General features: G+C 38.0%; 21 protein-coding genes. 13 read left to right on the forward strand and 8 right to left on the reverse strand.

What is annotated here, in order from left to right; translation table 11 throughout:
* Positions 1 to 3: 3 nt before the first annotated feature.
* A complete protein-coding gene (gene gmk / locus A9G08_RS05145; protein ID WP_065562665.1) occupies positions 4 to 633 on the forward strand; it encodes a guanylate kinase in 630 nt (209 codons plus the stop codon).
* 44 nt (positions 634 to 677) lie between these two features.
* On the opposite strand, the gene gloA is transcribed toward gmk, so the two are convergent.
* Both gloA and A9G08_RS05155 read right to left on the reverse strand, forming a co-directional pair.
* Positions 678 to 1,085 carry a lactoylglutathione lyase gene (gloA, locus tag A9G08_RS05150; RefSeq protein ID WP_065562666.1) on the reverse strand — a complete coding sequence of 136 codons (408 nt, stop codon included), beginning with the start codon at positions 1,083 to 1,085 and terminating at the stop codon, positions 678 to 680.
* Between the two features lie 222 nt (positions 1,086 to 1,307).
* Positions 1,308 to 1,802, reverse strand: coding sequence for a glycine zipper 2TM domain-containing protein (locus tag A9G08_RS05155; RefSeq protein WP_065562667.1), 495 nt, complete (start codon positions 1,800 to 1,802; stop codon positions 1,308 to 1,310).
* A gap of 163 nt (positions 1,803 to 1,965) precedes the next feature.
* Between A9G08_RS05155 and A9G08_RS11655 the strand changes: the two genes are divergently transcribed.
* Genes A9G08_RS11655 through pgm form a run of 3 tightly spaced genes read left to right on the forward strand, consistent with a single transcriptional unit; the run spans position 1,966 to position 4,362 of the window.
* On the forward strand, positions 1,966 to 2,139 hold the full coding sequence (locus A9G08_RS11655; protein WP_176701518.1) for a hypothetical protein: 174 nt from the start codon (positions 1,966 to 1,968) through the stop codon (positions 2,137 to 2,139).
* 21 nt (positions 2,140 to 2,160) lie between these two features.
* On the forward strand, positions 2,161 to 2,673 hold the full coding sequence (locus A9G08_RS05160; RefSeq protein WP_065562668.1) for a hypothetical protein: 513 nt from the start codon (positions 2,161 to 2,163) through the stop codon (positions 2,671 to 2,673).
* A gap of 57 nt (positions 2,674 to 2,730) precedes the next feature.
* The gene (pgm, locus tag A9G08_RS05165; RefSeq protein WP_065562669.1) at positions 2,731 to 4,362 is read left to right on the forward strand and encodes a phosphoglucomutase (alpha-D-glucose-1,6-bisphosphate-dependent); all 1,632 of its coding nucleotides are present in this window, start codon (positions 2,731 to 2,733) and stop codon (positions 4,360 to 4,362) included.
* A 255-nt stretch (positions 4,363 to 4,617) separates the two neighbouring features.
* On the opposite strand, the gene A9G08_RS05170 is transcribed toward pgm, so the two are convergent.
* The 4 genes from A9G08_RS05170 to ubiG all read right to left on the reverse strand — a co-directional run bounded on the left by A9G08_RS05170 (position 4,618) and on the right by ubiG (position 10,530).
* The gene (locus A9G08_RS05170) at positions 4,618 to 6,018 is read right to left on the reverse strand and encodes a hypothetical protein (protein ID WP_141673931.1); all 1,401 of its coding nucleotides are present in this window, start codon (positions 6,016 to 6,018) and stop codon (positions 4,618 to 4,620) included.
* 258 nt (positions 6,019 to 6,276) lie between these two features.
* Positions 6,277 to 7,779 (reverse strand): hypothetical protein, encoded by a 1,503-nt coding sequence (locus A9G08_RS05175; RefSeq protein ID WP_065562671.1) that lies wholly within the window; start codon positions 7,777 to 7,779, stop codon positions 6,277 to 6,279.
* A 460-nt stretch (positions 7,780 to 8,239) separates the two neighbouring features.
* Positions 8,240 to 9,703, reverse strand: coding sequence for an IMP dehydrogenase (gene guaB / locus A9G08_RS05180; RefSeq protein ID WP_065562672.1), 1,464 nt, complete (start codon positions 9,701 to 9,703; stop codon positions 8,240 to 8,242).
* A 122-nt stretch (positions 9,704 to 9,825) separates the two neighbouring features.
* The gene (gene ubiG, locus A9G08_RS05185) at positions 9,826 to 10,530 is read right to left on the reverse strand and encodes a bifunctional 2-polyprenyl-6-hydroxyphenol methylase/3-demethylubiquinol 3-O-methyltransferase UbiG (protein ID WP_065562673.1); all 705 of its coding nucleotides are present in this window, start codon (positions 10,528 to 10,530) and stop codon (positions 9,826 to 9,828) included.
* Between the two features lie 324 nt (positions 10,531 to 10,854).
* Here ubiG and A9G08_RS05190 point away from each other — a divergent pair, with 324 nt between their 5' ends.
* From A9G08_RS05190 to A9G08_RS05225, 8 genes are all read left to right on the forward strand, one after another.
* A complete protein-coding gene (locus tag A9G08_RS05190) occupies positions 10,855 to 12,228 on the forward strand; it encodes a sodium-dependent transporter (RefSeq protein WP_218058410.1) in 1,374 nt (457 codons plus the stop codon).
* Positions 12,229 to 12,444: 216 nt separating this feature from the next.
* A complete protein-coding gene (htpG, locus tag A9G08_RS05195; protein WP_065562674.1) occupies positions 12,445 to 14,313 on the forward strand; it encodes a molecular chaperone HtpG in 1,869 nt (622 codons plus the stop codon).
* 175 nt (positions 14,314 to 14,488) lie between these two features.
* Positions 14,489 to 15,328 (forward strand): BglG family transcription antiterminator LicT, encoded by an 840-nt coding sequence (gene licT / locus A9G08_RS05200; protein WP_065562675.1) that lies wholly within the window; start codon positions 14,489 to 14,491, stop codon positions 15,326 to 15,328.
* A gap of 185 nt (positions 15,329 to 15,513) precedes the next feature.
* The gene (locus tag A9G08_RS05205; RefSeq protein WP_065562676.1) at positions 15,514 to 17,382 is read left to right on the forward strand and encodes a beta-glucoside-specific PTS transporter subunit IIABC; all 1,869 of its coding nucleotides are present in this window, start codon (positions 15,514 to 15,516) and stop codon (positions 17,380 to 17,382) included.
* A gap of 3 nt (positions 17,383 to 17,385) precedes the next feature.
* Positions 17,386 to 18,777 (forward strand): glycoside hydrolase family 1 protein, encoded by a 1,392-nt coding sequence (locus A9G08_RS05210; RefSeq protein WP_065562677.1) that lies wholly within the window; start codon positions 17,386 to 17,388, stop codon positions 18,775 to 18,777.
* Between the two features lie 66 nt (positions 18,778 to 18,843).
* The gene (locus A9G08_RS05215) at positions 18,844 to 19,680 is read left to right on the forward strand and encodes a histidine phosphatase family protein (RefSeq protein ID WP_081299495.1); all 837 of its coding nucleotides are present in this window, start codon (positions 18,844 to 18,846) and stop codon (positions 19,678 to 19,680) included.
* Positions 19,681 to 19,817: 137 nt separating this feature from the next.
* A complete protein-coding gene (locus A9G08_RS05220; protein ID WP_065562678.1) occupies positions 19,818 to 21,158 on the forward strand; it encodes an OprD family outer membrane porin in 1,341 nt (446 codons plus the stop codon).
* 14 nt (positions 21,159 to 21,172) lie between these two features.
* Positions 21,173 to 21,937, forward strand: a complete 765-nt coding sequence (locus A9G08_RS05225; RefSeq protein WP_065562679.1) for a histidine phosphatase family protein — start codon at positions 21,173 to 21,175, stop codon at positions 21,935 to 21,937.
* A gap of 39 nt (positions 21,938 to 21,976) precedes the next feature.
* Here A9G08_RS05225 and A9G08_RS05230 read toward each other — a convergent pair whose 3' ends face one another.
* Positions 21,977 to 23,257, reverse strand: a complete 1,281-nt coding sequence (locus A9G08_RS05230; protein ID WP_218058411.1) for an MFS transporter — start codon at positions 23,255 to 23,257, stop codon at positions 21,977 to 21,979.
* A gap of 149 nt (positions 23,258 to 23,406) precedes the next feature.
* Here A9G08_RS05230 and A9G08_RS05235 point away from each other — a divergent pair, with 149 nt between their 5' ends.
* Positions 23,407 to 23,931, forward strand: a complete 525-nt coding sequence (locus A9G08_RS05235) for a methylated-DNA--[protein]-cysteine S-methyltransferase (protein WP_065562681.1) — start codon at positions 23,407 to 23,409, stop codon at positions 23,929 to 23,931.
* 232 nt (positions 23,932 to 24,163) lie between these two features.
* Here A9G08_RS05235 and A9G08_RS05240 read toward each other — a convergent pair whose 3' ends face one another.
* Positions 24,164 to 25,432: a hypothetical protein gene (locus A9G08_RS05240; RefSeq protein WP_141673932.1), complete on the reverse strand. Its 1,269-nt coding sequence runs from the start codon at positions 25,430 to 25,432 to the stop codon at positions 24,164 to 24,166.
* Positions 25,433 to 26,185 lie beyond the last annotated feature (753 nt).

Raw genomic sequence — 26,185 nt, forward strand, 5'->3', positions numbered from 1 at the left:
TTTATGTATACAGGCACTTTATTTATCATTTCAGCACCAAGTGGTGCAGGCAAATCAAGCCTGATTCGCGCCTATTTAGCACAAACTAATCACCATCCGGCTAAAGTTTCAATCTCTCATACAACCAGAAACCTAAGACCGGGCGAAAAACAAGGTGAACACTACTATTTTGTAGACAATCAAGAATTTGAATCGCTTATAAAACAAAATGCCTTTGTTGAATATGCTCACGTCTTTGACCACTACTATGGCACATCCAAAGCTGAAATCGAACAATCATTACAGCAAGGAATAAATGTCTTTCTTGATATCGATTGGCAAGGTGCACAGCAAGTAAGACAGCAAATGCCTGAATCAAAAAGCATCTTCATTTTACCGCCATCACTAAAAGAGCTTGAAAATCGACTGATTAAACGAGGCCAAGACGACGCGAATATCATCAGCAAAAGAATGCACAAAGCTCAATCTGAAATATCGCATTATAACGAATATGACTACATCATAATAAATGATGATTTTGATGAATCATTAACAGCACTTAATGCCATTATGACAACAGCGAGTCTTGAGCAAGCAAAACAAACCATCACACACCAACAACTTATTGATGACCTGCTTGCACCAAAATACTAATAGATTTGAAAAAAATATCGCCGAAAAATCGGCGATATAACGTATTAATTACCTAACGCTTCAGACGCTTGGCTATTTTGAATTAACTCCAGCTTATAACCATCGGGATCTTCAACAAAAGCAATAATCGTCTTACCACCTTTAACCGGCCCCGCCTCACGAGTCACACGACCACCCGCTTGACGAACGTCTTCGCACATCTTAGCCACATCATCAACCCCGATAGCAATATGACCAAACGCCGTACCATGATCATATTTATCCGTTCCCCAATTATAGGTCAACTCAATCACCGAACTGTCAGACTCATCACTATAACCAACAAAAGCAAGCGAGTATTGATATTCAGGATTCTCACTTGTTCTAAGCAACTTCATTCCCATTATACGAGTATAAAAATCAATTGAAAGTTTTAGATCGCCGACGCGGATCATAGTATGTAAAATACGCATTGCAGTACTGTTCCTTATTACAATTAAACATCTAACTTGAGTTTATCTATTTGCACCAAACCAAGCAAATTTTTATGCTGACAAAATAATCAATCAAGAGAATTTAAAAATAGGAAAAATGGGAAAAAAGGAAAAAAAGGAAGAAAGGGAAGAAAAAAAATGCCTTCACGAATCATACAATAAGTGAAGGCGAACAAATCAGTAAGATTTGAAAAGGAACCTTTAATATCTTGAATTATATTTTGGTGCTGCACTAATACGTTTACCGTTAGAGATCAGTTTCACTTTTTGACCAGGATAAAACTGCTTAGCATCACCTTTTTGAACAATAACAATCGTTGAACCTTTATCTTGTTTGATTTCTAATTCAACCGCTGCAGCTTGGCTTGATTTGTTTTCAATCGCATCACCTAAAATTGCACCACCTACAGCACCGGTAGCTGCAGCTAAAATTCGCCCAGTACCATTACCAATTGTATTACCTAAAACACCCCCGATGACTGCGCCGCCTAAAGGACCCGCAACATTGCCACCATTTTTGCCATCAGAGTTAGCTTGAATCTTAACAGCTCTTACAGCAACAACTGTACCATAACTTACTTGTTGAACTTGCTTAGCTTGATCGGTTGTATAAACATCGCCAGAATAAATATCACTATTACTGCACCCAGATAAAATTGCTGCTAGTATAGTTAATGTGACGATTTTTTTCATAATTTATTCCTCATATATTGAGTATAAAATTTTATACCTCTAATAGCATAATATTCTTTTGCAAAAACGACAACATCATTTTCACAATTTTATCAATTGATAATACAAATTATAAGCAACTTAGGTTATACTCAGCTCAATAGTTAATCTACCATACAATAAGTACATGAAACGGTTATTTTTTCCTTTAATATTATCAGTTATGATAACTGCCTGTCATGATGAAAATCAAAAAACAACGACGAAAAATGAAACCGTCACTCATCAATCTAAGCTTGATTGTGTGAACCCGAATTTAAATCTTGACGCCATCGCAGCTGATGGATGTCCAGTAAAATAATTTTATAGGCAAAATAACAGCATGAAAACTATCGAAATCGACGAAGAACTTTATCAATTTATTGCAGGTCAAACTCAACATATAGGTGAAGATGCTTCAAGTATTTTAAGACGATTATTAAAGTTCAACCAATTGTCAGCAATCGAAATTGCCCCATCAGAACTCACTGAAAACAATTATTCAGTTATTGAAAACCTCATTAAAAGTGAAAGATTTACAAAAGAAAGATCTACCATCAGTCGATTTTTAACGGTATTAAACGCGCTATACAACTACAACTCAGCACTATTCTCCATTGCAGCGACCTCACTCCATGGTAGAAAGCGTCAATACCTAGCTAAAGACAAAAAAGCACTTGAAACCTCAGGTAAAAATACCAAACCACGAGAAATCATTGGCACCCCATACTGGGTCATTAGCAACACCAATACTGCTCGTAAAATACTCATTATTGAATCGATTATGAGTGACATGGGAATATCAGAAAGCATGATAAACCAAGTGACTCATGCATTCTCACCATCAAGTAAATAAAAATTCACGCAATGAACACAAAAGTGAATAAAACGAATTGTGAAAGAGGAGTAAAAAATGGATAAGCCAAGCCGTGCGGGATTGTTAGCGCAACCAACAGACCTGATTAATATTGAAACATTAAAAAACAATTACTACCAAATCAAACCAGATACAGACAATATCAGCCAACTGGTCATCTTTGGTACATCGGGTCACCGTGGTAGCTCAAACAAAGGCACCTTTAACGAAGCTCATATTCTAGCCATTGCACAAGCGGTGGCGGAATACCGCAAAGCAAACAACATCACGGGTCCTTGCTTTATTGGCCAAGATTCCCACGCCTTATCCGAACTTGCGCTAAAATCGGTATTAGAAGTCTTTATAGCTAACGAACAAACCGTGGTCATCGCACAAAACTGGGGTTACACACCAACGCCAGTAATATCGCACGCCATCTTAACTTACAATAAACAATCACAATTAGCTGACGGTATCGTTATCACGCCATCACACAACCCACCTGAAGATGGAGGAATCAAATACAACCCAACTAACGGTGGCCCTGCTGATACTGACATCACCAAACAGATCGAAAATCGCGCTAACGAACTACTCAAAGCCAACCTAAATGGTGTCAAACGCGTCACGATCGAAAAAGCGATAAAATCTGACTACCTGCATACTAAAGAATATGAAACCGATTATGTTAATGACCTGCAAAACATCGTCGATCTATCGCTTATCAAATCATCATCACTCAAAATTGGGGTTGACCCGCTGGGTGGCGCCAGTATCACCTATTGGCCACGCATTGCTGAAAAATATGGCCTAAACCTAGAAATCGTCAACAACAAAATCGACCCAACATTTAGCTTTATGCATCTTGATCATGATGAGGTGATCCGCATGGACTGCTCAAGCCGCTGGGCAATGGCAGGACTACTAAATCTAAAAGACAAATTCGATCTCGCCTTTGGCAACGACACCGATGCTGACCGCCACGGTATCGTCACCCCAAAAGGACTAATGAACCCAAATGCCTACTTATCAACCTGTGTAAACTACCTATTCCAAAATCGCCCACAATGGCACAAAGATATCGCAATCGGTAAAACACTTGTAACTAGCTCAATGATCGACCGCGTAGCTAACAGCTTAAACAAAAAATACCTTGAATATCCGGTTGGTTTCAAATGGTATGCTGATGGACTCTATCACGGCAAACTCGGATTTGCTGGTGAAGAAAGCGCAGGCGGATCATTCCTAAGAACCAACGGCAAAGTCTGGACAACTGATAAAGACGGCATCATCTTATGTCTACTTGCTGCAGAAATGACGGCCAAAATTGGCAAAAACCCACAAGAACAATACCAAGAGCTTGAAGATAAATTTGGTATCTCATACTATGGACGCATTCAAGCTTCGGCTACATTTGCTGAAAAACAAAAACTGGCAAAACTTGATGCAAGCCAATTAACCACAGACAAGCTAGCCGGTGAAGAAATAACCCAATGCCTCACTACCGCGCCAGCAAATAATGCGCCAATCGGTGGATTAAAAGTGATCACCCAAAACGGCTGGTTTGCAGCTCGCCCATCGGGAACGGAAGACGCATATAAAATCTATGCCGAAAGCTTTATCAGCAACGAACACCTTGCCACCTTACAGCAAGAAGCACAACAAATAGTGGCAAAAGCAATAAAATAGAAAGCTGATAAGTTAACGGATAAACGGGGTAATAAAGCTAAATATAATTATTTATTAGCGCCAAAAACCCCGTTCCTCAACTTTTTTTGCGATAAAAAACCGCAAAAATAAACCCGCCTAAGCGAGTAATTCAAACGTCGTTAAGCCACGAAATCGCTTTTATCTCTCAACGACGTTGACTCTTCAAGTCAGCTACGCTCTTAACGCTATCGTTTATATGCCTAAAGCCTATGGATTAAGAACAAAAAATAAAAACTAAGGCCAAACACAAATTCCCCGATTGTTGGGGTCGCCAGAATACTCAGATCCATATACAGAACCTAATATTGAGTTCACGGTAAATCGATTGCTACCATTAGCGTCACTAGTCCAAACCTCGCCGTAGTCAAAACTGGCTCCAGAGTAGCGAGACAAGTCGCTCCATTCGGAAAAAAAGCCAGCACCAATGTGACGTTGGTGGAAGTTATCAGGTGAAAAAGGAGTCGCACCAACTGAACCATCACACTCTGTGCGCGAATTGCTTCCCTGACAAGATGCATTAGTTAAATCTTTTACCTTAGGCACACGATAACCTAAACTGTTACACCAAGATAGTGTCGAAGGATAAGTGTAACTATTAGTACCACGACTGACAAACCATTGCTTTAACACAAACCCATACTTAACAACAGCGTTACCATTACTATCACGACCAATTAACTCGAATGTTTGTGGTAAAACAGGTGTTGCAATACGCTCTGGATTGTCTAAATTCCATTGGGACTCGGTTGCAAAAGGACCTGTTAATTTAACACGAACACCTGATGTAACCGGTGACTTTGTCATAGTCGCAGTGATTCCACCTTGAGAGACTTGTTCCCATGATAAATCTTCACCACCACCACCAATATCTAAATCAAAGTACAATCCATGAGCACCAGCTGTAGGAAAATTTAAATCATAAGATGATTGAGGAAGAAAGCCATCAGAAGGACTCCACATCGTAGCTGGACCACGGAAGTCATGAGAATAGTTCTCATCCATATCACCGGGTGCTAAATTAGGCCTAGCATAACAAAGCTTCGGCACAGCGTTCTTAGGATTTATCATATAAATGACATCACCGGCACCAAATTTAATACTGTTTGGAATACCATATTGTGTAGCTAATTTACCACCTGTCGTAGATAAACGAATGTAATAAGGCGCCTTACAAATATCTACCATTGCATTACGCGATACATACTTATAGTTTTTATCCCAAATAGATAAACTCAAACTACCAGTAACAGAGAAATCACCATCACCATCATCATCCTCTTCATAATTATAAGGAGAACCAATAAGCGTACTGAGTTCGACTGAATCAATATCAGTTGGAACAAACATTCCAATATCAGCAAAACTTTGATCTACAGCTGGTAACTCAATCGGTGTAATGGATGAAGGTTTAGTTGATGGCGTATATTGAGTTCCATCAGATAAAGTTATTCCTAGTAAACTATCAGTACTTATAGCTCGTGTATGACCACCATCAAACGTTAAATACGGAGCATTACCATGGATAATATTTGAAGTTTTAACTGTTAATGCATAACTGTAAAAAGAAATAGAAAGCAAAATAGTTAAAAAAATTTGCCTAAATAATAAATGAAAGGTTCGAAATAAGGATCGCACCAAAATTCGCGATCCACTATGGAGAATATTTAAAATTATACTTTTGTAAAAAATAAACATCAAAAGTTTAACTCTTTAAAACCATAACACACACCACCAATAAACACAATAAATCAATACGTTACAAACTTTTTATACTTATACTATTTTATTCATTTAGCTAAAAATGTATAAAAAATATCATTCCAAAGCCATCAAATTAACGATCCATCAGCGAATTGATTTACTTTTGCTATTGATCTACCTTAATAATAAGTTCTAACGATTAACACAAACCGCATTAGAGCTCCAACTGTCCCGATGCGCTGAACCATTCCGCAACTCTACGAGATAAGTCTTACCATCATTGTTTGGAGTACTAGTCCAGTACGTATCGCCGTAAAATTTGGCTTCGGGGTAACCGCTCATCATCCCCCATTCAGAAGCAAAGCCGCCACCAATGTAACGCTGATAAAAATTATTAGGTGAAGAAGGAGTAGCACCGACTAAACCTCTACACCAATTACCTGACTCCTTACCACGACAAGATGCATTGGTTAAATCCTTTATCTCAGCCACTTGATAACCCAGACCATTACACCAAAGTATTGCACGAGAATAAAAATTTGCCGCGGGTCCACTGTTGACGAACCATTGCTTTAATACAAATCCATATTTAACGACAGGGTTACCATTGCTATCACGACCAACTAACTCAAAAGTCTGAGGCAATCTAGGTTGGCCAATAGGAATAGGATTAGGCCCCATGCCAGTCTCGGTTGGGATAGGACCAGTGAAGGTAACGCGTACACTTGTAGCTGTAGAATTGCTCATAGTCGCTGTGATACCTTCAAGCGTAACAGGAGACCAAGACAAAGCCTGATTAACACCACCAATGATTAAATCAAAGTACATTTTGTTAGCAGCAGTAGTAGGAAAGTTTGAACTATAACGTGATGAGTCAGTTGATTGAGGAATAAAGCCATTAGCAGGATTCCACATCCAAGACGGACCAGCGAAGTCGTGAGAAATACCATTATCGCCATACTTACCATTTTTTAAGTTAGGTCTAGCAAAACAAACCACCGGAACAGCCTTAGGATTAACAGTATAAGTGACACTACTTTCATTGAAAGTACTATTAGGAGGAAGACCGTAACGCGTAGTTAATTCGCCATTAGTACTAGTTAATTTTACTTGATAAGGTGCTTTACAAATATCGAGTACGGTATTACGTGATACAGCTTGATTATTGTTATCCACGATAGATAAACTTAAACTACCCGTCGCAGAAACATCACCATCTCCATCATCATCTCCCCAATAATTATTAGGAGGACCGATAAGAGAACTTAAATCGACTGAATTAGTATTAGTTGGGACGAACATACTTATATCAGCAAAGCTTTGACCTGTAGCTGGCAAGACGATTGGGGTTGTAGGTGAAGGATTGGTTGAAGGCGTATATTGCGTGCCGTCAGATAGTGTAATCCCGAGCAAACCGTCATTATTAACCGCACGAGTACGACCGCCATCGTAAGTTAAATATGGCTCATTTCCGTGAATAGAATTCGAGGTATTAACGGTTAATGCATGGCTAAAAGAAGGAAGTAATAGTACGACAAAGATCAGCCGAAATAATTTGGATCGATGAAAAGATCGCGCTAAAATTCGTAGAATTTTGCTTGAACAGATGAAAAAATGAAGTTCTCGGAAAAATGAAAGTTGAGAGCTTAACTTTGATGAATTTAAAGTCGAACAATGGTGCAAATTGTAATGCATAACGACAACCCTGTCAAGTAACTTTATGATTTTTATATAGTTAACGCTATAGATTCTAACTACAAATCTATAACACTTGGAGATTATAGTTACGGCAAAAATACGATGCAATAGCCCTAAATAGACTTAATTGCTAACATTCGTAAAGGAGATTACAAAAAGATCTGAAAAGGACTATATACTATTGTTTTAATTAAAAAGATTTCCTTAACAAACCTTTAAAAATTCATAATTTTTTAATTAAAATTTGATGTTTTTTTGGATTTTAGGGCTGCCTCCCCAAAAACCGCTATTCAAATTTTTATGAAGCACCTATAAAATAAATGTGTTAAGCGATGTATGCAGCGCTGTAAAGCGTGATTTTAACCCCCAAAAACCCCGCTCCTCAACTTTTTTAGAAAGCAAATTTTACTCATAAAAAAAGGATTACACTGAATCCTTTTTTATTGATATTTATTGATTAACTCGCTCGATAATTAGGTGGCTCTTTAGTGATTAGGACGTCATGAACATGACTCTCTTTCATACCTGCGCCAGTAATGCGGTAGAACTTCGATTTTGTGCGTAACTCATCGATAGTTCCACAACCAGTTAGCCCCATACATGAGCGTAAGCCACCCATTTGTTGGTGGATGATCTCTTTTAATAAACCTTTGTAAGCAATTCGGCCTTCAATGCCTTCTGGTACTAGCTTATCGGCAGCATTATCTGATTGGAAGTAACGATCCGATGATCCTTTTGCCATCGCACCGAGTGACCCCATACCGCGATAAGATTTATAAGCACGACCTTGGAATAGTTCGATTTCGCCTGGTGCTTCTTCGGTTCCGGCAAACATTGAACCGACCATAACGCAAGATGCGCCAGCGGCAATAGCTTTAGCAATATCACCTGAAAAACGAATGCCACCATCAGCAATAACTGGAATATTGTGTTGTTTAGCCACTTCAACAGCGTCCATAATGGCACTAATTTGCGGTACCCCTACCCCAGTGACGATACGCGTGGTACAAATAGAACCCGGTCCAATACCCACTTTTACTGCACTCACGCCTGCATCAATTAGCGCTTTTGCGCCTTCACCCGTGGCAACATTGCCACCTATAATTTGTAAATTTGGATAGGCTTGTCTTGCTTGGCGAATGCGTTCAAGTACCCCTTCTGAATGGCCATGTGATGAGTCGATAAGTAAAACATCAACGCCGGCTTCAACCAAAGCAGCAATACGCTCTTCGTTACCCGCACCCGCACCTACTGCTGCGCCAACACGTAAGCGACCTTTTTCGTCTTTACATGCATTAGGTTTTTGTTCTGCTTTATTGTAATCTTTAACGGTTATCATGCCTTTTAAGTGGAATCTATCATCAACCACTAAAACCTTTTCAACACGATGTTCATGCATTTTTTGCAGTACGCTTTCTCGAGATTCGCCCTCTTTAACGGTGACTAAGCGCTCTTTAGGTGTCATTACCGCCGTTACAGATAGTGATAAGTCAGTTGCAAATCGAACATCGCGAGCAGTGATAATACCGACTAATTCTTGCGATTCCGTCACAACCGGAAACCCTGCAAAACCATATTCTTTAGCCAGATCGATTACTTGTTGAATAGTTGCTGTTGGTAATACTGTTACGGGATCTTGAACAATTCCGCTTTCATGTTTTTTAACACGCTTTACATGCTCAGCTTGAACTTCAATTGGCATATTTTTATGGATAAAACCAATGCCACCTTCTTGAGCAAGGGCAATAGCCAGTTCGGCTTCGGTTACCGTATCCATGGCAGCAGATAGCATGGGAATGTTTAATTTGATGGTTTGCGTCAGTTGAGTTGTAATATCAGCAGTATTAGGTAAAACAGTTGAATGGGCTGGAACTAATAAAACATCATCGAACGTGAGGGCTTCTTTAACTATACGAGACATGACAATATTCACCATTGAGTTGGATTATTGATAAAATATTGCCGATGTATTCTACTCACATTCGATATAAAAGACTAGTAGAATTTGATATTTATTTTTAGGCGATAATCAATCGCCTACTTTTAATTGAGCTCATCTTTTTGTGCCATCAAAATATAGTTAACATCCACATTACGACCTAAACGGAATTGATTGCTGAGTAAGTGATATTCCATTCCAATAATATCTTTAACCGTCAAATGTGCTTGTTCAACCCAGCCCATTAATTCAGAAGGACGGATAAAGCGATTAAAATCATGAGTCCCTTTTGGCACTAAGCGCGCTATATATTCAGCGCCATAAATCAACATAAGTTTTGCTTTATGGTTACGGTTGATGGTCGATAAATAGAGTTTTCCGTTCGGTTTGAGCAGTTTTGTGCAGGCATTAATAATAGAAAATGGGTCAGGCACATGCTCTAACATCTCCATACAAGTTATCACATCATAGTGTGATGGAAACTGTGTGGCGTGCTCTTCAACGGTTTGTTTTTGGTAGTTGATAGAAAGACCATTTTGCTCGGCATGTAATTTTGCCACCGCTAATGATTCATCAGCCAGATCGATAGCGGTAACCTTCGCGCCTAACTTGGCTAAGCTTTCAGACAATATTCCTCCACCACAACCAACATCTAATATATTTTTTTGATTCAAATCGTTTGATTTAATGTAATCAACTCGCAATGGATTGATGATATGCAATGGTTTGCATTGGCCATTTGGATCCCACCATTGTGCAGCTAACTTTGCAAACTTATCTATCTCGTTTAAATCGATGTTTTGTGTCATGGGTATTCTTATCAAAAAGGGGAATTGATGTAATATATGCGATGAGTTGATGATTAGCAATATCAAACCGTTTTAAAAACCCCGCTCCTCAACTTTTTTTATTACTCATAATTTCTATACTCAACCACTCAAAAATTCCATTTTACTTAGCGATATAGGCTAAATTTTTTCATTGGCTATAACTATAAATCGTAATGTTTTCTTGTCTATAGGCTTAATTCATGGCATGATTTAGCACTTTATTTATCTAATAAAAAAATAGTTCAGCCTCGGCTGATGCTAGAAATTAAATGTTTAATCAAAAACTCAAGGGAAAATATATTCATGAGTACAGGTACTATGAAGAAAAGTCATTCACAGTGGAGCTCTCGCATGGGATTCATGCTTGCAGCTGCGGGTTCTGCTGTGGGTTTAGGTAACATTTGGAAATTTCCATACATGGCTGGAGAAATGGGTGGTTCAGCATTCGTACTTACCTATTTGCTATTTATGTTTGTTATTGGTCTGCCTATTCTAGTTTTAGAGTGGTTAATTGGCCGTCGCGGGCAAAAAAATCCAATCCATACCATGGAAGATGTTGCTGTTTCAGAAGGTCGCTCAAAATTGTGGCGCTGGGTTGGGATTATCGGCGTACTTGGCTCATTTTTAATTCTCTCGTTTTATAGTGTAATTGGCGGATGGGCTACCGATTATATCTTTTTAGCTATCAATGGTACATTTAATGGTGCGAATGGTGCCGTAACGGCGCAAATCTTCAAAGGTTTTCTTGGTAATACCTCTAGCTTGTTGATTTGGCATACGGTGTTTATGGCAGCCAATACCATTATTGTTGCGATGGGCGTTGGCGCTGGTTTAGAGCGTGCTTGTAAAGTAATGATGCCTGGCCTTGGTATTTTATTATTGGTTTTAGTTGCTTATGCAGCCATCGTTAGTGGATCATCATTTGGTCAAGCGTTTGACTTTTTATTCACACCAAACTGGTCAGCATTAAATGGTACTGCCATTTTAGCGGCTTTAGGTCATGCATTCTTCAGCTTATCATTAGGTATGGGGATTATGATGGCTTACGGTTCATATCTTGGTAAAGATGTGAACTTAATCTCTACTGCTCGCACCGTTGTTATCTTAGATGTTATCGTTGCGATGTTGTCAGGTATGGCGATCTTCCCATTAGTATTTGCTAATGGTTTAGAAGCAGGTTCTGGTCCTGGTCTGATCTTTGTAACGTTACCTATTGCTTTTGGTAATATGGCAGCAGGTTCAATTTTAGGTTGTTTATTCTTTATCTTCCTAACTTTTGCTGCGTTAACCTCATCAATATCATTACTTGAGCCTACGGTAGAGTTATTAGAAGAAAAAACGCACATGGGGCGTAAAACCGCAACAGTGGTTAGTAGTGTATTAATTTGGGCATTAGGTATCGCTTGTATTTTATCATTCAATGAATGGGCAGACCTGAAACTATTTGATAAAAATATTTTCGATCTGCTTGATTACCTCACAAGTAAGATTATGTTACCTGTGACAGGATTAGGTACTGTTATCTTTGGTGCTTGGATGATGAACCAAAAAGTCATTCGTAAAGAGCTTAACTTAAATAGCTTCTGGTTTGGCGTTTGGACGATTTTAACTCGCGTAATTATTCCGGTTGCCGTTGTTCTTATTTTAGTTTGTGGCTTTTTACCAGAAACTCGATAATTAAATTATCATCAATAGCCCTGATACATTATCAGGGCTTTTTTTTAATCAATTAAAAAATCACCAATCAACGGTTTATCATAACCTCTCCTCTTGAAATTCTTTTTTTAATTCCCATATAGCAATACAACAATTAATCAAAACATTATGTCAAAGTTAATCAATTAAAATGTATCGATCACTTTTAATTGCTAAAAATAGTTGAGGTATTAGTCAATGAGTAAGCAAGGAACAGAAACGCGTGGATTTCAATCCGAAGTTAAACAAATTCTGCATTTAATGATTCACTCTTTGTATTCAAACAAAGAGATTTTTTTAAGAGAACTTATTTCAAATGCATCTGACGCAGCCGACAAGCTCCGTTTTAAAGCACTTGAAAATGCAGATTTATATGCGGGTGATGCTGAGCTTGGTGTTCGCATTTCAACAAATAAAGAAGCTGGCACATTAACCATTGCAGATAATGGTATTGGGATGACTCGTGATGAAGTCATTGAAAATTTAGGTACGATTGCCAAATCAGGTACCAAAGCCTTTTTAGAATCCATTGGTAGTGATCAAGCGAAAGACAGCCAATTAATTGGTCAATTTGGTGTTGGATTTTATTCTGCCTTTATTGTTGCCGATAAAGTGACAGTAAAAACCCGCGCTGCAACAGCTAAAGCCGATGAAGCAGTAATGTGGGAATCAGCTGGTGAAGGTGAATACACGATTTCTGATACAGAAAAAGAAAGTCGCGGTACTGAAATTATTTTACATTTAAAAGAAGATGAAAAAGAGTTTTTAGATGATTGGCGTCTACGTTCAATTATTAGCAAATATTCAGATCACATTTCATTACCGGTTGAAGTCCAAACTACTGAAGAAAATGAAGTTAAGTGGGAAAAAGTCAACAAAGCCCAAGCACTTTGGACACGAAGCAAATCAGAAGTGAGTGATGAAGAGTATAAAGAATTTTATAAACATATTTCACATGATTTTGCCGATCCACTAAGCTGGAGCCACAACCGTGTTGAAGGTAAACAAGAGTATACAAGTTTGCTCTATATTCCATCTAAAGCGCCTTGGGATATGTGGAATCGTGACAATAAACACGGTTTAAAACTCTATGTACAACGTGTGTTTATTATGGATGATGCTGAGCAATTTATGCCTAATTATTTACGTTTTGTTAAAGGCTTAATTGATTCAAATGATTTGCCATTAAATGTATCACGCGAAATATTACAAGATAATAAAGTGACACAAAATCTTCGTAATGCTTGTACTAAACGTGTTTTACAAATGCTAGATAAACTTGCCAAAGATGATAAAGAACAATATCAACAATTTTGGAGTGAATTTGGTTTAGTCTTAAAAGAAGGTACTGGTGAAGACTATGCTAATCGTGAAGCGATTATGAAATTATTACGCTTTACAACAACACAAAGTGATAGCGAGGCGCAAACTGTATCTTTAGACGATTACATTAGCCGTATGCAAGAAGGCCAAGAGAAGATCTATTACATCACTGCTGATAGTTATGGCGCAGCGAAAAATAGTCCTCACCTTGAGCTATTCCGCAAAAAAGGCATTGAAGTCTTATTATTATCTGATCGTATTGACGAGTGGATGATGAGCAATTTAACTGAATTTGATGGTAAACAGTTCCAATCAATCAGTAAATCTGACGAGTCAATCGAGAAGTTAGCTGATCAAAATAGTGATGAGCAAAAACAAGTCGAAAAAGAACTTGAGCCATTTATCGAACGTGTTAAAAAAGTATTAGGCGATAAAGTTAAAGAAGTTAAATTAACACATCGTTTAACTGATACGCCAGCAATTGTCACTACCGCTGCCGACGAGATGTCTACTCAAATGGCAAAACTCTTTGCAGCAGCAGGACAAAAAGCACCAGAGATAAAATATACTTTTGAAATCAATCCTGATCATCAATTAGTTAAACGTGTTGCTGATACGCAAGACGAAACCGCATTTAGTGATTGGATTGAATTGCTATTAGATCAAGCGTTACTAGCTGAAAAAGGATCATTAAATGATCCAAGCAAATTTATTCAAACAATGAATAAACTACTTGCACAATAATTAATTTATTTATTCACCCAAACCCGATATGGCTCGCCTATCGGGTTTATTTTTTGAGAATAATCAATTTATTTTTCTCAAATTTATGAAGTAAGTCACACTTTTTTATATTCCTCCTTTCCATTTTCGTTTTGCGATAGATAATAAATCAATCTTAAAATTTAGACAGAATCAGATGAAAGTTCATAAAATATTAAATAATAATGTTGTAGTGACTTTAGATTCCAAAGGGAATGAATTGATTGTTACGGGTCGAGGAGTTGGATTTAAAAAACGGGAAGGTGATGAGATCGACCCGAAACTTATCGAAAAACAGTTTTCTTTAAATAATCAAGAAATATTACCCAAATTTGCTGAACTGCTTTCTGAAATTCCAATCGAAGTTCATACCACAACCGATATTATTATCAATCATGCCAGACAATTTTTAGGCAGTAAATTACAAGATAGTATCTATATTTCATTAACTGACCATATCTATTTTGCCATTGAACGGCATAAACAAGGTTTTAATATTCCTAATAACTTTATCTGGGAGATAAAAAAATTCTACCCTAAAGAGTATGAAATCGGTGTGTACGCTTTAGATGTCATTAAAAAACGGTTGGGTGTTGAGCTTCATGAAGATGAAGCAGGATTTATTACGTTTCATATTGTCAATGCTGAGCTTAACGATACCATGCCCAATATTGTTAATATGACCAAAATCATGCGTGAAATTTTAAATATCGTAAAATATCATTTTCGGTTCGAATATGACGAAAACAGCCTTTCTTATCAACGATTTGTTACCCATTTAAAGTTTTTTGCGCACCGCATTTTAAGTAAAGGTAAATCCGCACAGCAAGATACCTCGTTGTATGAGATTATCCGTGAAAAGTATGAACAAGCCTATCTTTGCACTAAACAGATAGATCTTCATTTAATCCAACAATATCAACATCCGCTATCTGATGATGAAAGTTTATATCTCACTATTCATATTGAACGATTGAGGTCGGAATTAAAAAAATAATTATGTGATATACATCACAAATTAACGAATGAATTGTCAACAAGCTAATTTATTTTATGTTAATTTAATAAGGAATCTTTTTTTGGATTGTTATTGCATTGGTTAATTTTATCGATGCAAGCAAAACCTAAATCCCGTGTTTACTGGGGTTTAGGTTTTTTTTTGCGCTTAAATAAGGATAAGCTATGAAAAATAAACAACTTGCTGAATCAATTATTGAGAACGTAGGTGGTCAGGAAAACATCGTCAGTCTAGTACACTGTGCTACCAGACTTCGCTTTGTATTGAAAGATGAATCAAAAGCAGATGCCGAAATAATTAAAAAACAAACTGGCGTCATTACTGTCGTTCAAAGTGGTGGACAATTCCAAGTCGTTATCGGCAATAATGTTGCTGACGTATTTAATGCAATTATGGATATCACTAGCCTTAATAATACCCCTGCTCCTCAAGAAGCGGGACCTAAAAAAGGGATTGTGTCACGACTGATTGATTTAGTATCAAGTATTTTTATTCCAGTTTTAGTGGTACTGGTTGCTGGCGGTATTTTAAAAGGGATTGTGTCTCTATTACAAGTATGTGACATTGTTCAGGAAAAAACGCCAACATTTACTTTTTTAAACGCTATTGCTGATGCGCCATTTTATTATTTACCGATCATTTTAGGTTTTTCAGCGGTTAAAAAATTTGGTGGTAATCCTTATGTTGGAATGGCGATCGGTGGCGCGTTAGTCTATCCGGATATTACCGAGATGCTAGGAAAAGCAATTGAATTACAAACCGAATTTTTCAATATCCCTATTAAATTAATTCCTTATAAATCTTCAGTCTTCCCGGTAATTTTAGCGGCATGGTTTTATTCATTGCTTGAACGTAACTTCAACAAAATCATGCATGACTCATTTAAAAAATTCATTTCGCCCCTACTCGGTATTATCATTACTGTGCCATTAACGTTTGCGCTTATTGGTCCAGTCGTTGCATTTTTATGTAACATTGTTGCTAGTGGCATTATTTATGTTTATGAACTTAATTCTGTTATTGCCAGTATGCTTTTAGCAGGACTTTGGCAAATAATGGTTGTGTTTGGTATCCATTGGGGCTTGGTACCTTTTGCGATAAATAATATTACCGTATATCAACAAGACTTTATGTTGCCAATCTTATTCCCAGCGGTATTTGCCCAAGTCGGTGCGGTATTGGCGGTGATGATGCGCAGTAAAGATCCGCAAGTTAAAGCGTTGGCAAGTTCGTCCGCATTATCCGGTGTATTTGGGGTAACAGAACCAGCAATTTATGGCGTTAACTTACCATTAAAACGCCCATTTGTGATCGGTTGTCTCTCAGCCATGGCTGGCGGTGCGATTATTGGTTATTTCAAATCGGTTATCTTCTCATTTAGCTTCACCAGTATCTTTGCATTTTTACAAATGATTCCAAGTGATGGTTTGGATGATAAATTCTTTGCTGCCATAATCGGTTCGATAGTCTCATTTATGATTGCATTGGTGGTAACTTATCTATTTGGTATTCCTAAAGATAAAAAAGCGGATAATGCAGAACAATCGCCAATAAACAGTCAAACGCAGATCGATACTATCTCAAGTCCAATGACTGGCAAACTCATTAATTTAAATCAAGTCAATGATCCAACTTTTGCCAGCGGATTGATGGGTAAAGGTGCCGCAATTATTCCAACCATTGGCGAAACTGTCGCGCCTGAAGATGGTGAAGTTGTTTCGCTATTTAGAACTAAACACGCTATCGGATTTCAAACTCAATCAGGGGCAGAAATCCTTATTCACATCGGTATCGATACGGTTAAATTAGATGGGGAACATTTTGAAGCGCATGTTGAAGCCGGCCAAAAGGTGAAAAAAGGTGATAGACTTGTTAGCTTTGATATCGAAGCGATTAAACAAGCCGGCTTTGAAGTCACCACACCAATTATTATTACCAATAGTGATGACTATATCGATGTGCAATGCATATTCAAACAAGATGACGTTCAACAAGGTGACGCGCTATTAGCGTTAAGTGCAAAAAAGGAGTAAAACATGGCAAATACATTTCCTAGTGATTTTTTATGGGGTGGCGCTATTGCTGCCAATCAAGTTGAAGGTGCATATCGTGAAGATGGCAAAGGGCTATCAACATCTGACTGCACGCCTAATGGTCTATTTGGTGATATTGTCGATCGCAATAAAGTCGATATTACCAGTATTAAAGATCGGGCAATCGACTTTTATCATCGCTATCCAGAAGATGTTGCCCTGTTTGCTGAGATGGGATTCACCTGTTTAAGAACATCTATCGCTTGGACCCGAATCTTTCCAAATGGTGATGAAGAGCAACCAAATGAAAAAGGCCTGGCGTTTTATGACAAACTATTTGACGAAATGTTAAAACACAACATTACGCCACTTGTCACCTTATCGCATTATGAAATGCCCTACTACCTTGTCACACAATATGGTGGATGGGGAAATCGTAAAGTCATCGAATTTTTTACTCGTTATGCCAAAACAGTATTTGAACGCTATAAAAATAAAGTGAAATATTGGTTAACTTTCAATGAAATCAATATGTCACTCCACGAACCTTTTACTGGCGTTGGTTTAGATCGTAACAGTACTAAAGCCGAAATCTATCAAGCGATTCATCATCAATTAGTTGCCAGTGGCCGTGTGGTAAAATTGTGTCATCAAATCATTCCTGATGCCAAAATCGGTAATATGTTACTTGGCGCTATCGCCTACCCGCTTACGCCAAAACCAGAAGATGTATGGGCGACACATGTAGAAAATCATGGTTGGTTATTCTTTGGGGATGTTCAGGCTCGTGGTTACTACCCAACGTATATGAATCGTTACTTTAAAGAGAACAATATTGAGCTAACCATTACCGATCAAGATCGTGAAGATTTAAAAGAAACCATCGACTTTATCTCATTTAGTTACTATATGAGTTGTTGTGGCACAGCGGACGATTCACTCCGTCAAAAAGGTAATATTCTTGATATGGTCCCAAATCCTCACCTTAAAGCATCTGAATGGGGCTGGCAGATTGATCCGGTTGGTATTCGTTACTTATTAAACCTACTTTATGAGCGTTTTCAAAAACCACTGTTTATTGTTGAAAATGGTTTAGGCGCCAAAGACAAACTTGAAGCAGATGGCACGGTTAATGATGATTATCGTATAAACTATATGAATGATCACTTAGTGCAAATTCGCGAAGCTATTAACGACGGCGTTGAAGTAATGGGATACACCAGTTGGGGACCAATTGACCTCATTAGTGCATCAAAAGCAGAAGTCACCAAACGTTATGGTTTTATCTATGTTGATCTAAACCAAGATTGCTCAGGCTCATTAAAACGCTATAAAAAGAAAAGCTTTTATTGGTATCAGTCTGTGATTTCATCCAAAGGTGCAACTTTAAAATAATGATCATGCTGGTAATGTCTGCTCGGCATTACCTGCAAATGTACTGAGCAGATTACGAGGATAAAGATGATAAATAAAATAATTAAAACCACAATCACCACCAGTTTACTGTTGTTGACCGCACTCTCGACTGGATGTAGTAATCAACCAAGCAGTAGGTTTAATGCTAATCGTGATGATGTGGTTACCATCTATTTTGCAAGGCATGGTAAAACGTTATTCAATACCTATGATCTAGTACAAGGCTGGGCCGATTCACCCTTAACCGACAAAGGAATAGAAACGGCGCGTTATTTAGGTGAAGGCTTTAAAAAGAAATACATCAGATTTGATGCTTATTACACCAGCGATTCAGGTCGTCAACGCGAAACCATGCAAGTGTTGTTAGCTCAAAAAGGGGTAAAACATTACAAAATACAAGAGTTAAAAGGCCTACGCGAAGTTTTTTACGGCGGATTTGAAGGCGGTACTAATGCGAAAATGGTATCCGCAGCTATGAAATCACTGGGTTACAAGTCGGTTGATGCCTTTTATAAAAGTTATGTACAAGGGCAGATCCCAGTAACAACGTTAACCGAAGCGATTGCCAAAAGTGATCCTAAGCATGAAGCGGAAAACTTTACCCAAGTTAAAGAGCGCACTCAAAACGCACTCCACACTATTGTAGAGACCGCACTGGCTAAGCATCAAAAAAATATATTGGTGATCTCATCAGGCATGTCGATTCAAGCAATGATTTATGACTTAACTGATAATCCTATTAAAAACAGACCATTAGCGAATGCAACTGTCGTCAAAATTGTTTACCAAAATGGTAAATATAAGGTAGTTGAAATTGGCAGTATGGACTATGTTAATGAGGGTAAATCATCATTAAATATCGGTGAAAATCGTCAAAATTAGAAACAATTAGTAAAATTTAGTCGAATAGGATTGTTACTGCTTTTGCAGGCAAAACCTAAATATGACTCAAGCTTGATAGCTTGGGTTGTGTTTAGGTTTTTTTTTGGAAAAAAAATTTATAAAAATAGGAAATAATAATGAAAATAAAGTACGTCTCCTTAGCATTACTTAACATCATGTGTTTTTCAGCTATTGCCGCTGATTCAAATTCAATCAATAGTGAAAATGGCTTTTTGAATAATGCCTTTTTCAAAGATACTAAATTTGAATTTTCAACACGTAACCATTGGAAGTATTTAAAAGAAAACGCATCCCAACCTAAAGAAGTCCATAGTGCATGGGGTCAAGCATTTACGCTCAATTATAAATCGGGTTATTTATTCGATACCCTAGGTTTTGATTTCACCTATGATAACGTTATAAAACTTGGTGCTAGTGACTACTTTGCAACTCGTAACCTACTCTATAACTCAGGCAAAAAACCAAACAAACACAATGCGCATGGTTTTAACAAATTTACTCAACGTTATGCCAAAGTCAAACTCGGTGATAAAAATATCAACTTTAATGGTAAAGTCGGATGGCATAGCTTAAAAGATACGGGGGTAATGAGTTCATCACAACATTTAACTCGTTATAGTTATTTGGGATACAGTGGCGTATTAAAATACTCAAACTTAGCGCTACAACTTGCTTACATCGACAGCGCCTTCCCGCGTGAATCATCGAAAAAAGTGCATTTTTATAGCTTAGATAGAAAACACGTCATTGATAATATCAAAACGGCCGGTATTGCGTATAATGACAAAATAGTAAAACTTGATTACTCCTATGGCGTTGCTAAAGACTACATCAAACGTCATGCAATCGAGTTCTCTTATAAACCGATGGATAAACTTATTCTTGGTTCACAAATTTACGGTAGTACCGCACTTAAAAACCATGACAAAATGAAAGCTAATGTCCGTGATTTTGATGATTCAGCATGGCATTACGCAACTGACATTGAATGGAAAGAAGCCGACTGGAGTGCTAAATTCGGTATCGCCTATACTGATGCTAACCGCAAAGGTGCTATCGGTTACTATGGCCGTCATATTGGTAAAAACAATCGTGGACGTTTTAACGGTATGGCAGCAGCTGCAGCCGACTATATGCGTGATGGTGAACTGGTATTTTCAAGCATATTGACTTACGACTTCTTTAAAGACAATACCACAGGTTTATATCTCAACTACGGTGAATTTAACTACAAACATGAAACCTTAAAAAATGGCGAAATCAACGTGTTTAACATCTTTAAACCAACAAGTGGCACATTTAAAAATCTATCTATTTTGTCAAAATTTGGTTATGGTTGGTCTTATAAAACCTTAAGCAGTAAAGACATTACGCCAAAATTAAGAGACGGCAAAGCTCAACGTTCACCAACACTGTCAGCCGAAACCGTTATTGATTATCGATTCAACTTATTATAGAAAAGGACGAAACTATGAAAAAACTCATTAAACTTATTGGATTAACCGCTATCCTTACCGCATCAATTGCACAATCATTTGCTGCCGAAGTGAATATCTATTTTACCCGTCATGGTAAAACCATGTTCAACAACGTCCATCGTGCTCAAGGATGGTCAGACACGCCACTAACAAAACCGGGAATTGAAGTGGCACAGCAACTTGGTCGTGGCTTAAAAGGTATCGACTTTATTTCGGTCTATTCAAGCGATTCAGGCCGAGCAAGACAAACTGCGCGCATTGTTCTTGAATCTAAAGGTGATACAAAATTAAGCATTAACGAAATGGAAGGATTACGAGAAACGTGTTTTGGTGATTTTGAAGGCGATCTTGATCCCAACATGTGGAACCCCGCAGCACAGCACCTAGGTTATGAGTCTGACAAAGCATTAATGGCTGATTTAGCTAAAGGTAAAGTCACCCTTAAAAAAATGATGGATGCGATCAAAGCCGTTGAAAAATCAGGCGAAGCAGAAGACTACAATGCCGTTAAAACACGTATGCAAGCATCATTAAGAGCAATTGCAAAATCAGCCCAAGAACAAGGTGGCGGTAATGTTCTTGTTGTTTCTCATGGCATGGCAATTATGGCTATGGTTGAAGAAATGTTAGATAAACCAATCACAAGTGGACTAGGTAACGCAAGCGTCACTAAAATTCGTTACACTGATGATGGCAAATTCATTGTTGAATCATTAGGTGACATGAGCTATGTCGAAAAAGGAAAAGCAGTAAAATAACCGATAAAAAAGGCTCACCGAAGTGAGCCTTTTAACTTTTTACTCAGAAAAATCACTATTTAATGTCTCTTTAATCAACCATGTTGCGATGATACTAATGATTGACGCCACCGCCACATAATAGCCTACCCACGTCAAACTACCATGTGCCACTAAATAATTAGCAATAATTGGCGCAATTGATGCCCCTAAAATCCCACCAATACTATACGCTGCTGACGACCCGGTATAACGAATATTAGTCGGAAAAATCTCGGGTAAAAATGCCCCCATAGGCGCAAAAATAATCCCCATCAAAAATAGTGATAAGCATAAATAGGTCATCACCAATAATTCACTACCACTAGCCATAAATTGAGTCATCAACAGACCAGATAGCGCAACAAGCATTAAGCCAACAATTAACACCGGCTTACGCCCGTATTTATCGCTAAGTCGGGCAGAAATCGGGGTAGCGATCGCCATAAATACAATCGCTACACACAAAAATCCTAAAAAATGACCTTTTTCAATGCCCAAGTATTTAGTGCCATATTGCAATAAAAAGGCTGTGGTTATATAAAAAAGCGTATAACAACCTACCATTGAAAAGGAGCCTAACGTCAACGCTTTCCAATGGTGAACAAACATATTCATTACTGGCATTTTAACTTGTTTTTTATTGGCTAAAGCTTGAGTGAAAATGGGGCTTTCAACTAATTTTAATCGGACATACAAACCAATAACCACAAGAACCGCACTAAGAACAAAAGGAATACGCCAACCCCAATCTAAAAACTGCTCATTACTCAGCGAAAGCGTAACACATAAAAATACCCCATTAGATAATAAAAACCCAATCGAAGGGCCTAACTGAGGAAACATCCCAAACAGAGCGCGTTTATTTTTTGGCGCGTTTTCCGTTGCCAATAATGCTGCACCACCCCACTCACCACCAAGACCTAAGCCTTGTGCCAAACGTAAAATACACAACAAAAATGGCGCCCAAAAGCCAATCACACTATACCCAGGTAACAAACCAATTAACGCCGTAGCAACGCCCATCAAAATAAGCGATACAACTAGGGTGGACTTTCGACCAATGCGATCACCAAAATGACCAAACAAAATCGCCCCAATAGGCCTTGCAACAAAAGCTATACCGAACGTTGCAAATGATTGCAACGCTTGAGCCGATGGCGAACTATCAGGAAAAAATACCGGCCCAATCACTAGCGCAGCAGCGGTGGCGTAAATATAAAAATCATAAAATTCAATTGCAGTGCCGATAAAACTAGCTAACGCTACGTTCGACATTGAATTGGCTGGTTTAGTATTCATCATTCATTCCAAAATTATTTTATTTTTAAATAAGTGCAAATATTATAGTTATTAACAACCCGTTTACCATCATAAATAAAAAAAGTAATATCTCTATTTTCAATATAAGAACTTGCTATAATAATATAATCGGTCAAAAAGGATTTTATATGTATCACACCAGTCATTATTCATCACCACTGGGGCAAATCACCCTAGCAAGTCAGCACAATAAATTAGTGGGTGTTTGGATTGAAGGACAAAAATATTTTGGCCAAATGCTAAGCGCCCAAAAAGAAGAGGCGCCAAATTTAGCCATATTTAATCAAACCAAAAAATGGTTGGATGACTACTTTGCCGGCAAAAAACCGGCTATCACAAAACTGGCTCTAGCACCACAAGGTAGCGAATTTAGGCATAAAGTGTGGGATATATTGGTACAAATTTCTTATGGTAAGGTGATTACCTATGGTGATATTGCTAAACAAATCAGCGCCAACATGTCCAGCCAAGCAGTCGGCGGTGCCGTCGGCCACAACCCCCTTTCCATCATTATTCCTTGCCACCGCGTAGTAGGCACAAATGGCAACTTAACAGGTTATGCAGGTGGAATTGATAAAAAAGTGTGGTTGCTAGAACATGAACAAGTCGATATAAAAGATTTTTTTGTCCCCAAAAAAGGAACCGCTATTTAAAGATAAATATTTTTTAGCCAAAAAAATCAAAAAACCCCGCTCCTCAACTTTTTTTGCGATAAAAAACCTCAAAAATAAACCCGCCGAGGCGGGTGATACGAGTGTCGCTAAGCCACAAAATCGCTTTTTTATGGCTAAACGACGTTGACTCTTAACTTACTTTTCATGACTTAATACTATTTTTTAACCACCTTCGCCACCGGCCTAAGGATTAAGGACGAAGGAATAAGAACTAAGGATAGGCACAAAGACCGTTGCTACCGTTGCCGAAAGGAAATATGTTACCGTCGCCAGTTTTCACTACAAACTGGTCACTACCATTAGGGTCACTAGTCCAATAATTGTAGTAACCAACAAAGCCAGAGCCAGAGTAACTACTTATGCCACCCCACTCAGTAAAAAAACCAGCACCAATACGACGCTGATACCAATTTCCAGGTGAGTTAGGAGTAGCACCAGAGATAGGCCACCCCCACCCACCACGAACTGCATTAGTTAAATCTCTTACGCGAGACATTCGATAACCTATACGATTACACCAAGATAAAGTATTAGAATAATCGTCCCGCATAGAACCACGGTTGACGAACCACTTCTTTAATATAAAACCATATTTAAGGACATCATTACCACGACTGTCACGACCGACTAATTCGAATATCTGAGGTAAAGTTGGTTTAGGTATAGAACCAGGATTACTAGAACTATGTTGGGATAAGGTCGCAGCAGGACCAGTTAAGGTAACATGTACGCGTGTAGCTGTAGAATTGCTCATATTAACAGTGATCCCTCCCTGAGAAACAGATGACCAAGACAAAGCCTGATTATTACCACCTATATCTAAATCAAAGTACAAACCATTAGAACCAGTTGTCGGAAAATTTGAACCATAAGATGTCTGAGGAATAAAACCACCCACTGGATTCCATACAGAAGCTGGACCAGCATAACCACCTGAACCGAGTTGTAAATTTGGTCTAGCAAAACAAACCACTGGTGCAGACTTAGGATTAACGTAATAAATAACACTATTTGCACTGAAATTGCTACGATTAGGAACACCGTAACTAGTCGTTAATGTGCCGTTAGTACTGGATAACGTAACCTTATAAGGTGCTTTACAAACTTCTGGTACAGTATTACGTGATACCGCTTGGTTATTTTTATCGACGATAGATAAACTTAACGTACCAATAGCAGTAACGTTAGCATCACCATCATCATCTCCCCAAAAATTATTAGGCGGACCAATTAGCGTACTTAATTCGACTGAATTGGTATTAGTTGGGACCAACATGCTAATATCAGCAAAACTCTGACCCGCAACCGGCAAGGAGATTGGAGTTGTAGATGAAGAATTGGTAGAAGGCGTGTACTTAGTACCATCTGATAAAGTAATCCCAAGCAGATCGTTAGTATTAACCGCACGAGTACGACCACCATCGAAAGTCAAATACGGCGCACTACCCTGTATCGCATTCCTAGTTGTCTGTGATGTCAATGTGTGACCTGAAAAAGGAAGAAAAAGAGCCACAAAAAAAACAATCTGCCGGGGTAATTTGGAAAAGGATCGAAAACAGGATCTGAAAAAGGATCGCGCGAAAATTCGCAGAATTTCAGTTGATTGCGTGGAAAAATAAGCGTTAGCGAAAAATTTAAGATGGAAGTTGGACTTAAACGAATTTAAAAGATAGGTTTGGCAGGTTGGCTGTTGGCTGTTGGCTGTTGAAAATTATAATGCATTTTAGACTGTCCTGTCAAGTAATTTTTTGATTTATTTACAATTTTATACTTTTCTGTCAAATTTTAGCCTATTAGCTAAAACCGTGTAAAAAGTATAGTGATTGGAAAAACACGATGCAACACTTTTTTTCACTTAATTGCGTTAACTTTTGTAAATAGGATCTAAATAGAATCTAAATTATAATTGGTTAACTATTGTTTTAATTAAATATATCGCAATTACAAATCTTTAAAATTAGAGCGATTGATCCTCGAAAATTTTATCTTAGGGCTTTGAATTAGAAATTTAGTGATTTGGCTCATTTAATAATTTTTAAGTGAAATTTACCCCCCCAAAACCCCGCTCCTCAACTTTTTTTGAGATAAAATACCTAAAAAATAAACTCGCCTAGGCGGGTAATTCAAACGTCGTTAAGCTGCAAAATCGCTTTTTTTATGGCTAAACGACGTTGACTCTTAGCTTGCTTTTAATCACCTAATACTATTTTTTATCACCCCCACCCCCCCCCCC

This window comes from Gilliamella sp. wkB195 (assembly GCF_001690445.1).
GTDB classification, from domain to species: Bacteria; Pseudomonadota; Gammaproteobacteria; order Enterobacterales; family Orbaceae; genus Gilliamella; species Gilliamella apicola_E.